The 13,829-nt window shown below is 60.0% G+C and carries 9 protein-coding genes; 3 read left to right on the top strand and 6 right to left on the bottom strand.

Annotated elements, in window-relative coordinates:
* Positions 1 to 53: 53 nt before the first annotated feature.
* The 5 genes from HKK57_RS09020 to uvrD all read right to left on the bottom strand — a co-directional run bounded on the left by HKK57_RS09020 (position 54) and on the right by uvrD (position 8,284).
* Positions 54 to 3,101 carry a TonB-dependent receptor domain-containing protein gene (locus tag HKK57_RS09020; protein ID WP_237150400.1) on the bottom strand — a complete coding sequence of 1,016 codons (3,048 nt, stop codon included), beginning with the start codon at positions 3,099 to 3,101 and terminating at the stop codon, positions 54 to 56.
* Positions 3,102 to 3,291: 190 nt separating this feature from the next.
* Positions 3,292 to 4,272, bottom strand: coding sequence for a FecR family protein (locus HKK57_RS09015; protein ID WP_237150401.1), 981 nt, complete (start codon positions 4,270 to 4,272; stop codon positions 3,292 to 3,294).
* A 43-nt stretch (positions 4,273 to 4,315) separates the two neighbouring features.
* The gene (locus HKK57_RS09010) at positions 4,316 to 4,813 is read right to left on the bottom strand and encodes an RNA polymerase sigma factor (RefSeq protein WP_029290050.1); all 498 of its coding nucleotides are present in this window, start codon (positions 4,811 to 4,813) and stop codon (positions 4,316 to 4,318) included.
* A gap of 185 nt (positions 4,814 to 4,998) precedes the next feature.
* Entirely contained in the window at positions 4,999 to 5,874 is an 876-nt protein-coding gene (locus HKK57_RS09005; RefSeq protein WP_029290048.1) for a Tim44 domain-containing protein, read from the bottom strand.
* Between the two features lie 226 nt (positions 5,875 to 6,100).
* Entirely contained in the window at positions 6,101 to 8,284 is a 2,184-nt protein-coding gene (gene uvrD / locus HKK57_RS09000) for a DNA helicase II (protein WP_029290045.1), read from the bottom strand.
* 279 nt (positions 8,285 to 8,563) lie between these two features.
* On the opposite strand from uvrD, the gene HKK57_RS08995 reads away from it, so the two are divergent.
* The 3 genes from HKK57_RS08995 to HKK57_RS26945 all read left to right on the top strand — a co-directional run bounded on the left by HKK57_RS08995 (position 8,564) and on the right by HKK57_RS26945 (position 12,806).
* A complete protein-coding gene (locus HKK57_RS08995; protein ID WP_070996656.1) occupies positions 8,564 to 11,446 on the top strand; it encodes an EAL domain-containing protein in 2,883 nt (960 codons plus the stop codon).
* Positions 11,447 to 11,599: 153 nt separating this feature from the next.
* On the top strand, positions 11,600 to 12,466 hold the full coding sequence (gene hexR / locus HKK57_RS08990; RefSeq protein WP_029290040.1) for a transcriptional regulator HexR: 867 nt from the start codon (positions 11,600 to 11,602) through the stop codon (positions 12,464 to 12,466).
* A 142-nt stretch (positions 12,467 to 12,608) separates the two neighbouring features.
* Positions 12,609 to 12,806 (top strand): PA3496 family putative envelope integrity protein, encoded by a 198-nt coding sequence (locus HKK57_RS26945; protein WP_071610068.1) that lies wholly within the window; start codon positions 12,609 to 12,611, stop codon positions 12,804 to 12,806.
* Here the strand turns inward: HKK57_RS26945 and HKK57_RS08980 are convergent.
* The gene (locus HKK57_RS08980) at positions 12,736 to 13,710 is read right to left on the bottom strand and encodes a LysR family transcriptional regulator (protein ID WP_029290038.1); all 975 of its coding nucleotides are present in this window, start codon (positions 13,708 to 13,710) and stop codon (positions 12,736 to 12,738) included. The genes HKK57_RS26945 and HKK57_RS08980 overlap by 71 nt on opposite strands.
* Between the last annotated feature and the right edge of the window lie 119 nt (positions 13,711 to 13,829).

Raw genomic sequence — 13,829 nt, 5'->3', positions numbered from 1 at the left:
CACGTCAAGCGTTTGCCAATTTCTTCTTAGCCTCCCATGCAATACCTCCAGGATTAAAAAGTAGCGGTGAAACCGAGCTTCAAAGTTCGACCCGGCGCAGGCATGGCCGAACGCGTCAGTGGGTCGATGTAATAAAGGTTGCTCAAGTTGGTGCCGGTTAACTCGATGGATGCGTCATCGGTCAACTTGTAGTTCACGTAGGCGTCATAAGTGACGATCTTGTCCCATGACATAGGCGTATTCAGGTAATAACTGACCATGGCGCTGTTGGGGTAGTTGTCATAAAACTTGTTTTCATGTTGGCGGTAATAAATAGCCCGTCCGCCCACTTCCAGCTTTCGATCAAGGAATCGCGCACCCAGACCAAGGTTGGCAGTCCACTCCGGCATTGCCATGCTCACCAGGTATCCGCCTACAAATCCGTCATCCACGCAGTTGGGGGTACTGCCGTCGGTGCTGACGGAGACAGCCGAGTTTTCATCGCAGACTCTGTTTTTCAGGACATGACCAATGCTCATGTCGGTGAAAAACCGTCCATTATCGTAGCGCCCTTGGAACTCCACACCCGAAGTGACCTGCTTTTCCAAGTTGCTGAAGCGCAGTTGTGGGTCGCGTTCGATCACGTTTTTGGTGGTGTTGTAGTAATAGCTCAGCTTGATGTCGGCGGTTTCGCTGCCCCCCCAGCCGGCCAGGTTATGGATGTAGGCGGCTTCGTAGTTATGGGCATGCTCAGGCTTGAGGCCCCAGGGATTGACCGAGGAGGAGAAGCCAATGGTGCTTTCAAACATACTCGGGTAACGGATGGCCTCGCTGTAGCGAAGATAGACCCGGCCATTTTCCGAGGTGTAAAACGTGCCAGACAATGAGGGCGTCCAACCGCTGTCTTTCTGATGCTTGGCCGTTATATCTTTCTCGTAGCCTTCACCATTACCGCCTGCGCTGCAGGAAATAATATTTTCGCCTGCATTCAATCCGTTAATGCATGGATTGTTATCGCGTGAATAACCACCTTTGCCATCGCTCGCCCAATCTGCCCGGTGCTGAGTGTCCTGCACACGGGGCGTTTGTTGTTTGATTACGTCAATTATCTCTTGGCGCTCTGATTCCGGAGTATCAAACATATCCCAGAAAACTTTGTTGCTTGCAATTTGTCGATCGATGTCGGCTTGTAACTCGGCGTCGGTCAGTGTCTTTCGCGTGGTGTAATATACGCGACGTCCGGTTTCTTCAAACTGCGTTGTTATTCCGCTCTTATCCTGAGCACTTTTCAAATAATCATCAAATGCCCAATAAGACGAATAACGCATCCCCGCCTCAAACTTGGCGAAGCTCACGGGACGCCAGTCGAACTTGAAGTTGTACTCCTGCTCTTCACGGCGGCCGGCGCGAGGGTACATGCGCAACGTGTCACTGATGATGGGGTCGTAATAGTTGTCGTTCGAGCCCAACTTTTCATGCTGGTAACTACCACCCAGCGTCAGATCGAGGCTGTCGAGCAACTTGAACTTGTTGCTTGCGGTCAGGCCGATACGATCATGCTTGGAGTTGGCCAGGGCGGTATTACGGTACACCGGGTCGGCGAGGGTGGTTTGATTGGGGACGCCGCCGCTGCTGTAGGTATCGCTGCGGGTGTTGGTCATCCACAGGTTGGAATAGAAATCCACCCACGGGTTTCCCTCGGGCTTGAGGTTGTATTCCAGGTTGTAGGCTTTGCTTTGCACATGGCTCAACGGCCACTGCGGCACGCCGTTGGTGGCGGCGTCGTAAGTTGTGCCGGGTTTAAAGAACGAGATCCGTGATGGCAGGATCTCGCCATACAGCGCATCGGTGTCGCGGTAGCCGAACTCCAGGGACTGGTTTTCATCGATCTTGAATTTGGCCTTGCCCAGCCAGGACTCCATCTTGCTGGAGGTGTTGGGGACTTCATCGCCCGGTTTGTAGATGGTCGCGAGGTTGGGAATGTAATCAAACTGTCCGTTGACTTGCTTTCCACTGGAGTAGAAGTCGCTCTTGTTCTTGCCCGCGTAGTGGTTACCTTTTTCGCGAAAGGCGTAGGCGGCCAGCAGTTCGAATTTTTCCTGGCGGGTGGCCAGTGCCAGGCGGTAGGCGGAGTCATCGCTGGACAGCAGCTTGTTACTGCTGCTGGTGCGTGGGTGTTTGTACAAAGAGTGATCGTAATAGCCCCTGATAGGCGAGTATTCATAGCCGGGGCTGGGCATTTGTCCGGTCATCAGCGTCGGCAGTTTGGGCGACACCGAGTTGTTGCTGCCTTCTACTTTAAGTTCGCCACCATATTCCTGGTCCTGCTTGAGCACGTCGTCGACGTTCAGGGTGCTGGCCACCACCGCGCCGCCGATGCCGCTATAGACGTTGCGCTCCAGGTTCGGGCCCTTTAACACCTTGATGCTACCGATCAGGTTGGGGTCGATGTAGTTGCGGTTGTTGGCGCCCATATAGCCGCGATAAGCGGTGATTGCCTGCTCGGTGCCGTCGATGGTCAGCGGCACGCGCCCCGGGCCCTGGATGCCGCGGATGTTCGGGTCCAGCGCGCCGCTGTTACGCGAATCGCCGCTGTACACGTTCAGCATGCCCTTGAACATATCGGCGGGGGCCGCGCCTTTGTAACGTTCGATCTGCTCTTTGCCGGCGTAGACCGTGGAGATGTCCTGGTCGTAGACGTCGTTGTAGCCCTTTTCGTCGCGCGACTGTTTGCCTTCCATGCCCAGCACATAGGTGGGGTGCAGGTCGCCAGGCAGGATGCCGGCCGAGTTCGGCCCGGGTTGTACCTGGATGATCGGGCGGTCGGACGGGCCGCCGAGGCTGTAGGTGACACCTTGATTGGCCAGCAATGTTTGCAACGCTGCGTCCAGGGACAGGCGACCCTTGACCGGGTTGCCGTAGCTGTTGGTGAAGTCGTTGCTGCCCAGGTAAAGCTCGACACCGGCCTGGCGCGCCAGCAGCACCAAGGCCTGATCCAGGGCCAGGGTAGGCACGTCGAAATTATGTACAGCAGTGGCCGGGGCGTGCGCTGCACTGGCGGCTGGGGCTGCCCGCACCGGGCTGATGGTCGCGGCATCGGCGACCAGCGCAATGGCGGCCAACCGAATTCCCAGGCTCAACCGGGTGCGTTTTGTTGCCCTGCACTTTTTGTTGTTCTCTTGCGTCTGCAAAACCGGCCTCACTAAAGTAAATAAGATTTATTCACATGTAGTAGAAACGGCCCAGCTGCAAAAACGCGATAGATCGTTATGATCTATGTATAGAGTTTTTTATCTTATTTCTTAAGGTTTATCAGTAGATCAGTGTCAATCCAGGTAACTCGACAATCCGCCCATGGGCTTGCGCCACCAGGTGCTTGAGCGCTTCGTCCAGGTTATCCAGGCGCATCACTGCACTGATTTTGACGTTGCGCAGCGCCTCACCTTTGACCAGCACCAATCCAGGTCGATAGCGATTGATGCGGGCAGTGGCGTCGGCCAGGGACTCACGCTGGAACACCAGTCGTCCTTCCTGCCAACTGGCCAATTCCTCGGGGCTGGTGCTCAGCGGTACAAGGCCCGATTTCGGGCTGAAACGCAGGCTGTTGCCCTGCTCAAGCAATGCCGAGCCGGCTGCCTCATCGCGGCCGTGATCGGTCAGGTTGACCTCGACCCGGTGCTGCAATACGCCCACCCAGCCTTCGCGATCCTTGCCAATGCCCACCAGATAACGGGTGCCGCGTGCCGTGATATCGGCGCCGGGTGCCTGGACGGTGAAGGGGCGACGCTCCTGTTCATTCATCGGCGCAGGTGTGAATACGGCTTCGCCCTGGCTCAAGCGCACGCGCCGGGTCTGGTCGTCGTAGGCCAGGTTGAGAATGCTGTGGCTGCCCAACTGCACCTGGCTGCCATCGGCCAGGGTGATCTGGCGTACTTCGCCAAAGCCGGTGTGATAGTCGCTGTTCAGGGCTTGCACCCAGAAAGGTGGCGCCAACAGCATCCAACAGCCGATTGTCAGTGCGGCCAAGGCGCTGCCGCCGACAACCGGTATGCGCAGCCAGGCGGACCGCGGCGGGCGCTGGGGTTTTACATAACCGGGACGCTGCTTGAGCTGTGCGGTGGCCTGCCACGCACGATTGGCGCGCTCGGCGGCGGCGGCGTGCAATGGATCGGCAGCCAGCCAGTGCTCAAAGGCCTCGAGTTCACGTGCCGAAAGCTGTCCTTGGCGATGGCGCATCACCCAGTCGGCAGCTTTGCGCTCTACCGGGTCGATAGTCTGTGGGGAGGCGTTCACGGTTGGGTCTATTTACCTTTTGGCTCTTTGTCGTACACAAGGCTCAGCCCTCTTGGCCAGGTTCCAGCGCCCGACCAATCCTGGCCAGGGCCATTGCCATGTGTTTTTGTACAGAGCTTGTGGATATCCGTAAATAGCGCGCGGTCTCTTTGTGCGTCATGCCCTCGACACGGCAGAGCATAAATACGTCGCGGGTACGGGCAGGCATGCGCTCAAGCAGGCTTTCCAGGTGTTCCAGTTCGAGTGCGCCGAGTGCCTGTTCTTCAGGGCAACTGGTCTCATCGACCAACGTGGCGAAAAAGGCCGTGGGGTCGTTGTCATAGCGCTTTTCACCAAAGCGGCGGTGATGGTCGATCATCAGGTTGTGCGCCACCCGAAACAGATAGGACGGTGCGCACAGCACGCGTTCCAGGCTCTCCAGCTGGGCGATGCGCAAAAATGTGTCCTGCACCAGGTCGGAGGCCAGGCTGGGGGAGCACTTCTTGCGCAACAGGTAACGATGCAACGCAGGGGCGTGTTGAGTGAACAGTTTTTCCAGCACGGCGGCACTTTCCTATGCTCGGGCAGAACCGGGGAGGGCGAGTATAATGAGAGTCGTTCTCATTAATCCAGTAAAACTCCGCACTGAGTTTTCCGCAGGCAAAAAAACACCCCGGCGGTGCAGGCGCTTTGGAGCGCTGCACCCGACCGGGGTGTTTGTTACAGCAGGCTATGCGCCTTTGCGGATCAGCCGTTCTGGCGGATACCGGCTACCAGCCAAGGCTGGTTTTCGCCTTGCGGACGTTCCATGTTCCAGCTTTCGCTGAACACTTCGCCCTGGTCGAAGCGCGAAGTCTTCGACACACCGCTGAAGGTCAGGGTGGCGATGGTCTTGTCGGCGCGGTCATCCACACCTTCCAGTTGCACACGCAGGTCGTCGATGTAGGTCGACTGGAATGCGTCGCCCAGTTCGGCACGTTCGCGCTTGAGGAACTCCAGCAATTGCGGGGTCACGAACTCGGCGATCTTGTCCATTTCGTTGGCGTCCCAGTGTTGCTGCAGGGACTGGAAGTGGTTGCGGGCCGCTTCGACGAAACGCTCTTCATTGAACCAGGCTGGCGCGTTGATCACCGGACGAGCGGCAGCAGCAGGTGCCGCCGAGCCGCCGAAGATCGAACCCATGGCAGGCTTTTGCTCGAACACTTCACGCTGCATCGGCGCGCCGGCTGGAGCCAGGTGCTCCTGCTGCTTGCGGCGACGGGCGGCGATAAAGCGGAAGATCACAAAGGCGATGACCGCCATGATCAGGATGTCGAAGATCTGCATGCCCTGGAAGCCGCCGCCCATGAACATGGAAGCGAGCAGGCCACCGGCAGCGATACCGGCCAGAGGGCCCAACCAGCGCGAAGCACCGCCGGCCTTGGCAGCAGCGCCTGCGGCACCGGCTGCACCTGCGGTGGCAGCCGCTCCGCCCATGCCGCCAGCGGCTGGGGCCATTTGGCTGGTCTGATGGCTCGGCGCTGCGCCGGAGCTTTTGCCGCCACCAAAGCGTTTGGCGTTGGCGTCGAGGCTCATCGTCAGGCCGATGCACAACGCCATGGCGATGCTAAGAAAACGTTTCATAAAGGGAATTCCCATTTGTGGATTGCACGCGCGCCATGTTGCACAGGTGTACTGACAGTGGCTAGCGACATAATGTTTCGGGCTTTTGCGTAAGGCCTAATCCGAATGCTCCGTAGGAGGTATTCGGACACGGTGTAGGAGCGAGCTTGCTCGCGAAAAACCCTAAGACACTACGTTCATTCAGGATGCCCGCGTTATCGTTGACGATCTTCGCGAGCAAGCTCGTTTAGACCGCTTCAAGCTTGGCGTAACCCATCATCAGCCACTTGCTGCCTTCAGCGAAGTTCACCTGCACGCGGGCCTGGGCCCCGGCACCTTCGAAGTTGAGGATCACCCCTTCGCCAAAGATCGCATGCCTGACCTGCTGGCCAAGGCTGAACGGGGTTTCGGGAATTTCCGAACCGGCAAACATACTGCTGGAATTCTGTTGCTGGCCCCCGCCGAACGGCCGGCTGACGCTGTTGGACAAGCGTACTTCCTGAATCAGCCCCTTCGGCACTTCCCGTACGAAACGCGACACCTTGTTGTAGGTCTCGCTGCCATACAGGCGACGCGTCTCTGCGTAGGTCATCACCAGGTTCTGCATCGCCCGGGTAATCCCAACGTAGGCCAGGCGGCGTTCTTCCTCAAGGCGGCCGGGCTCTTCCAGGCTCATCTTGTGCGGGAACAGCCCTTCTTCCATGCCCACCAGGAACACGTAGGGAAACTCCAGGCCCTTGGCACTGTGCAGCGTCATCAACTGCACGCTGTCTTCGTGTTCGTCGGCCTGGGTATCGCCGGCTTCCAGCGATGCATGGCCGAGGAACGCCGCCAATGGCGACAGGTCGGCATCTTCCTCGCTGTTCTCGAAGGCGCGGGCGGCGCTGACCAGTTCCTCAAGGTTTTCTACCCGAGCCTGGCCTTTCTCGCCTTTTTCCGCTTCGTGATAAGCGATCAGGCCCGACTGCTCGATCACCGTCTGGGTCATCAGGTGCAGCGGCATTTCCAGGCACTTGGCGGCAAGGTTGTCGATCAACTCGACAAACCCGCCCAACGCCCCGGCAGCGCGACCTGTCAGGCCTTTATTGACGATCAGCAGACGCATGGCCTCCCACATCGACACATCGCTGTGCCGTGCGTGTTCGCGGATCGCCTCGACGGTTTTCTCGCCAATGCCCCGGGCCGGTACGTTGATCACCCGCTCCAGCGCCGCATCGTTGCCGCGACCTTCCAGCAGGCGCAGGTAGGCCATGGCGTTCTTGATTTCCGCACGTTCGAAGAAGCGCTGGCCGCCATAGATGCGGTACGGGATGCGCTCGCGCAGCAAAGCCTCCTCGAGTACCCGCGACTGGGCGTTGGAGCGGTACAGAATGGCGATATCGCTACGGGCCAGCCCGGTTTTCAGGGCGCTTTCAATGGTTTCCACCACGTAGCGCGCTTCGTCGTGTTCGTTGAAGGCCGCGTAAAGGTTGATCGCCTCGCCTTCGCCGCCGTCGGTCCACAGCTCCTTGCCCAGGCGCCCGGTGTTATTGGCAATCAAGGCGTTGGCGGCCTTGAGGATCCCGGCGGTGGAGCGGTAGTTCTGCTCCAGGCGAATGGTCTCGGCATCCGGGAAGTCGTCGGAATACTGGTAGATGTTCTCGATTTTCGCGCCGCGCCAGCCGTAGATCGACTGATCGTCGTCGCCCACCACCATCAGGCTGTCGCCGCCTTTGGCCAGCAGGCGCAACCAGGCGTACTGCACGGCGTTGGTGTCCTGGAACTCATCCACCAGAATGTGCCGGAAGCGCTTCTGGTAATGGGCCAGCAAACCGGGGTTATCGCGCCACAGGTCGAGGGCCCGCAGCAGCAGCTCGGAGAAGTCGATGACCCCGGCACGCTGGCAGGCCACTTCATAGGCTTCATAGATGCTGCGCATGGTGGCCAGGAACAGGTCGCCACTGGCCTGTATATGTTGCGGGCGCAGGCCTTCGTCTTTCTGGCCGTTGATAAACCATTGGGCCTGGCGCACCGGCCAGCGTTGCTCATCCAGGCCCAGCTCGCGGATCACCCGCTTGACCAGGCGTTGCTGGTCATCGCTGTCGAGAATCTGGAAGGTCTGGGCCAGGCCCGCTTCCTGCCAGTGGGCCCGCAACAAGCGGTGCGCCAGGCCGTGGAAGGTGCCGACCCACATCCCGGCCGGGCTGATGCCCATCAACTGCTCGATGCGGTGGCGCATCTCGGCAGCGGCCTTGTTGGTGAAGGTCACCGACAGGATGGAATGCGGGGACGCGTTCTCGACCTGGATCAACCAGGCGATACGGTGCACCAGCACTCGGGTTTTACCGGAGCCAGCACCGGCCAGGACCAACTGACGGCCAACGGGGGCTGCTACGGCCTGGCGTTGGGCATCGTTGAGGGAGTTCAGCAAAAGGGAGAGATCATCGCGCATCGGCGCATTCTAGGGTGCCGGGGGAAGGGGGGCAAATCCCATTGCCGGATGGTCGGCACAAAAAAACAGCGGCGATCTACAATCGGCAAATAATCGATCCACAGGGATGACCGGTAAGTCATCGCCTGCAGCCCGCGCCCTGTCTTGTTCAGCCCCTCTGGGCCAAAGGTTTGCGCGGGTTTATTCGCGGATTTTTATGATCCAGAGCAGTTTGGTCTGCACGCCTGCTTGTGTATGCTCCGTCGACGTTTCGGGCTCACCATTATAAGAACACTGCCTATGACCCTCAGCACTGACCTGCCTGGACCTTCTCTCGCGCCGGCGCAGGTTGTCCGCAAGCACTACGCCATGGAGATGGCGGTCGAGCGCACGCGTCTGTTGTACCAAGGTTCGTTGCTGCCCACCTTATTGATGCTGGTTAACGGCCTGGTCTGCGCCTGGTTGCTCTGGAGCCCGCAGCGCTACGTGCAAGTCGGCAGTTGGCTGGTGTGGTTGCTGGCCCTGGTGGCGTTGCGCGTGATCCAGGTGGCGGCCTTCGATAGCGCCCTGCCCAGCCGGCAGGCGCAGCCGATCTGGCGACGGATGTTCATGCTGGGCTCGGCAGCCAGTGGCCTGACCCTGGCAAGCGCGGCCATTGCCCTGGTACCACTGGACAGCTTCGTGCAGCAGGCCTGGGTGTTTGGCCTGATTGGCGCGGCCACTTTATCGGCCAGCGTGGCCTACGCAGTGAGCCTGCCGGCGTTTTTGTCGTTTGCCTTGCCCTGCCTGGTCCCCACCATCCTCTATCTCTTCTGCAGCGGCGAACCGCAATTGCAGGGTTGGAGTTACCTGGGCCTGATCCTGCTGGCGTCCTTGAGCCTGGTGGCATGGCAGGTCAATCGCCTGATCCAGCGCGGCTTGCTGCGGCGCTTCCAGAACCAGGCCCTGATCGAGCACCTGCAGCAGGCCCGCCAACGCAGCGAGCAGTTGAATCAGGACCTGGTGCGCGAGGTCGAGCAGCGGCGCCAGGTCGAGCAGGAGTTGCGCGAGGCCCAAATCGGCCTGCAACACCGTGTCGAACAGCGCGGCCAGCAACTGGACGCCGCCAGCCTCGCCCTGAGCAAGAGCGAGGCGCGCCTGGCCATGGCATTGCAGGCCAGTGAACTGGGATTGTGGGACTGGAACCTGCAAACCGATGAAGTCCATCACACCCAGCTCAAGGAACTGTTCGGCCTGGAGCCTGAATACGTCACGGCGATGCTGCGCGACCTCAAGCCTCGCCTGCACCCGGACGACCTGCCACTGCTCAAGCGCGCATTGGTGGAGCACCTGAAAGGTCGCAGCGAGGACTATCAGGTGGAGTACCGCGTGCGCCACGGCGACGGGCGCTGGGTGTGGATCGAAGATCGCGGGCGGGCCGTGGAGCGTACCGCCAGCGGACGCGTGACACGCATGCTCGGTACCCGGCGCGACATCAGCGCCGGCAAGGCGGTGGAGGAGCAGTTGCGGCTGGCGTCCACGGTGTTCGAGGCGGCCAGCGAAGGCATTGTGATCCTGGATCCGGAATATGTGCTGATTGCGGTCAACCAGGCCTTCAGCCGCGTCACCGGCTTTGATATCGACGACATGCTCGGGCGCAACGTCGTGGAATTGCCGTGCAGCCGCGATGCGCGCCGACACTTCCCGGTGATTCGCCAGGCCCTGTTGAGCCACGGCAGTTGGCAGGGTGAACTGGTAGAGGCACGCAAGAACGGCGAGCTGTACCCGCAATGGCTACAACTGAGCGTAGTGCGTGATGTTCGGGGAAATGTGAGCCATATCGTGGGCTTCTTCGCTGATTTGTCGGCGCGCCGCGAGTCCGAGGAGCGCATGCGCTACCTCACCCATTACGACGAACTGACGGGGCTGGCCAACCGCTCGCTGTTCCGCGAACGCCTGCGCGAAGCCCATCAACGGGTACGCCAGGGCGGTCGTAGCCTGGCGTTGCTGCATATCAACCTGGACCGCTTCAAGCTGCTCAATGACAGCCTGGGCCATGAAATCGCCGACCAATTGCTGCAGAAAATGGCCCGGCGCCTGATCAACGCCTTACCGGAAGCCGACACCATCGCGCGCTTGTCCGGCGACGAGTTCGCGGTGTTGTTCGACGCTTATGGCAGCTTGTCGAGCCTGGCGCGCGTGGCTACCCGGCTGCTGGCCAAGCTGCGGGTGCCGGTGGCAGTGGAGGGCCACGAATTGGTGGTCAGCGCCTCAATCGGTGTCAGCCTGTTACCGGATAACGCCCGGGAAATTTCCGCGCTGGTCAGCCAATCGAACATGGCCATGCAGCACGCCAAGCATTTGGGCGGCAATAACTTCCAGTTCTACACCGACAGCCTGCAGGCCAGCACCCTGGAGCGTCTGCAGTTGGAAAACCAACTGCGCAAGGCTATCGATGAGCGCCAGTTGAAGGTGTTCTACCAACCCAAGCTGTGCCTGGCCACCGGCAAGATGAACGCCGCCGAGGCGCTGGTGCGTTGGGACCACCCGCAATGGGGCAGTGTGCCGCCCGGTGATTTCATCGGGTTGGCAGAAGAAACCGGGTTGATCGTGCCATTGGGCGAGTTCGTGCTGCGCCAGGCCTGCTGGCAGGCGTGTGAATGGCAGCGCCAGGGCCTGGCGCCGATTCGCGTGTCGGTCAACCTGTCGGTGCACCAGTTGCGCCAGGGCAAATTAGTCAGCCTGGTGCGCCAGGTGCTGGACGAAACCGGGCTGGCCCCCCAGTACCTGGAGCTGGAACTCACCGAAAGCCAATTGCTCGACAGCGTCGAGCACATCATCGCCACCTTCCAGCAATTGCGCGACCTGGGGGTGAAACTGGCCATTGACGACTTTGGCACCGGCTATTCGTCCCTCAGTTACCTCAAGCGCATCCCGGTGGATTACGTGAAGATCGACCAGACCTTTATTCGGGGCCTGGGCCAGGGGCGCGAAGACTTGGCGATTACCCGGGCGATCATCGCCATGGCCCACGGCCTGGCACTCAAGGTGGTCGCTGAGGGCGTGGAGGACCAGCAGCAGTTGGATTTCCTGCGCGCCGAAAATTGCGATGAAGTGCAGGGCTATTTGATCAGTCGGCCGATCGAGGCCGAAGGGTTGGCGGATTTGTTACGAAAAAATGCAGATTTTCCTGACTGCCAGTGAGGCGCCATCGGGTGCTACATGGCATATGCCCGCTGATTCAGGGGGCAGTAGGGCGATTTAGTGATGCATCGAACGGGCAAATCAACAATTCTTGTAGTATAACTACAAGCTTGCTACATCCCTGGCGTCTGCCAATAACAAGAGTCCTGCCCTTTGAACCTGTTGCAACATATCGCCCAGTCGCGCCACCTGTTACGCAAATCGGAACTCAAGGTTGCCGATCACGTGCTGCTTGACCCTGCGGCCGTGATGCACAGTTCCATGGCTGACCTGGCCCACAGCGTAGGCATCAGCGAGCCGACCATCGTGCGCTTCTGCCGCGCCATTGGTTGCTCGGGGTTCCAGGACTTGAAGCTGAAACTGGCCCAGAGCCTGGCGGCCGGTGCCAGCTTCGGCCAGTTCGCGATTCACGAAGACGACTCCGTCGCCGACTACAGCCTGAAAATTTTCGACACCACCCTGCACACCCTGATGGAAGTGCGGGAGAAGCTCGACCCGATCGAGCTGCAAAAAGCCGTGACCGCCATGTCCCAGGCCCAGCGTGTGGAGTTCTACGGCTTTGGTGCGTCCGGCGCGGTGGCGGCGGATGCCCAGCACAAATTCTTCCGTTTGCTACTGACGGCGGCGGCCTACAGCGACCCGCATATGCAGGCAATGTCGGCGGTGACGTTGAAGCCCACCGACGTGGCGATCTGTATTTCCCAGTCGGGTCGTTCCAAGGACTTGCTGATCACCGCCAACCTGGTGCGTGAAAGCGGCGCTTCGTTGATCACCCTGTGCCCGAGCCAGACGCCCTTGGCGGAACTGTCCACGGTCAACCTGGCGATCGATGTACACGAAGACACCGAAATCTACACCCCGCTGACCTCGCGTATCGCCCACCTGGTGGTGATCGACGTGCTGGCGATGGGCGTGGCAATGGCGCGTGGCCCGAGTCTGGTCAACCACCTCAAGAGCGTCAAGCGCAGCTTGCGCAGCCTGCGGTTGTCACCCAAGTCCGTCAAAGCCCTCGACGACTGACTCGATCCCCTGGCAAGCGGGCTTACTGTGGCAAGCCCGCTCACCACAGGTCAGTATTCATCGTCCTGTAACCCCCGCGCCGCCAAACCGTCATCCCCCGTGTCCATCCTGAACTCCCCGTACTCGCATTGGGAGACTCGAAATGGCCCGGCACTACGAAGACAGCACCAGCACCGTCAAGACCCGTCGTCAGCAGGAAGACCAGCGCCGCATGGCGTTCCGGCGTGCAATTGAAGATCGCTGCGAGCAGCGTCAACTGCTGCAGAGCATCAGTGACTACCCGGAGTTGCACTGGCAGGCACCCGCGGCTGCCCAGCGAAGCGTTCAGCCAGCGCGCTGATCTGTACCCGCTCGCTGCGGATAAAGCCCAGGAACGCATGGGCCACCGGTGACAGGCGTTTGGCCTTGGCCTGCACCAGGCACCAACTGCGGTACAGCGGCAGCTCTTCCACCGGCAGCTCCTTGAGCCCGCCGGTGGCCAGTTCCAGGTTCAGGGCGTGGCGTGTCAAAAGCGCCACGCCCAACCCCGCCACCACGCACTCGCGCTGTGCCTCGGCCGAGGCCACTTCCACCGTCTGGGTGAAGTGCACGCGCTTTTCCTTGAAGTATTCCTCGCAGGCCAAACGCGTCCCGGAGCCTGGTTCGCGCAGCAACAGGGTGTAAGGCTCCAGGTCTTGCAGGCGCAGCGGCCCTTGCAGGCTCAGCGGATGGTCCGGTGGGGCCACCGCCACAATCGGGTTATTGAGAAACGGCAGGAATTCCAGGCCCATGTCCTGAGGCACCATGGACATGATCACCAGGTCGTCACGGTTGTCCGACAGCCGGCGGATCACCTGGGCGCGGTTGACCACTGTCAGGTGCAACTGCACCTCCGGGTGCTGGCGCTTGAAGGCGGCGAACAAGTGCGGCACGAAGTATTTGGCGCTGGACTCCACCGCCAGCTTCAATTGCCCCTGCAGCGAGCCCTGCATGTCCGAGAGCTGCATATCGAGGTTTTCCAGGCGCCCGAAAATGTCCCGGCTGGCCCGTTGCAGGGCTTCGGCCGCTTCGGTCATGTAGAGCTTTTTGCCCACGTAGTCGAACAGCGGCTGGCCGACCAGCTCTTCGAGCTGGCGAATTTGCAGGCTGACCGCCGGTTGCGTGAGGGACATTTCTTCAGCTGCGCGGCTGTAGGAACGCAAATCGCAGACCTCATTAAAGATCTGCAATTGACGTAATGTCATACGCATCAATGACTTACGCATAATTAAAAAGGGCTCGCCGGGGTCTGTGCGCTCAACTATAAGTCTTTACTTATACACAACCCAATAATTATTGATTTTTGTTAATCCCTAAGTGCGCATAGTGTGTATCTCGCGACTGG

The sequence above is a fragment of the Pseudomonas sp. ADAK21 genome (genome assembly GCF_012935735.1).
Taxonomy (GTDB): domain Bacteria; phylum Pseudomonadota; class Gammaproteobacteria; order Pseudomonadales; family Pseudomonadaceae; genus Aquipseudomonas; species Aquipseudomonas proteolytica.
Note: the sequence above shows the minus strand (reverse complement) of the source record. Positions and strands in the feature narration are given on the sequence as shown.

Bases quoted from the DNA above. Each gene is read 5' to 3' on its own strand.
- HKK57_RS09005 (WP_029290048.1), bottom strand. From the start codon at position 5,874: ATGAAACGTTTTCTTAGCATCGCCATGGCGTTGTGCATCGGCCTGACG.
- uvrD (WP_029290045.1), bottom strand. From the start codon at position 8,284: ATGCGCGATGATCTCTCCCTTTTGCTGAACTCCCTCAACGATGCCCAA.
- HKK57_RS08995 (WP_070996656.1), top strand. From the start codon at position 8,564: ATGACCCTCAGCACTGACCTGCCTGGACCTTCTCTCGCGCCGGCGCAG.
- HKK57_RS26945 (WP_071610068.1), top strand. From the start codon at position 12,609: ATGGCCCGGCACTACGAAGACAGCACCAGCACCGTCAAGACCCGTCGT.
- HKK57_RS08980 (WP_029290038.1), bottom strand. From the start codon at position 13,710: ATGCGTAAGTCATTGATGCGTATGACATTACGTCAATTGCAGATCTTT.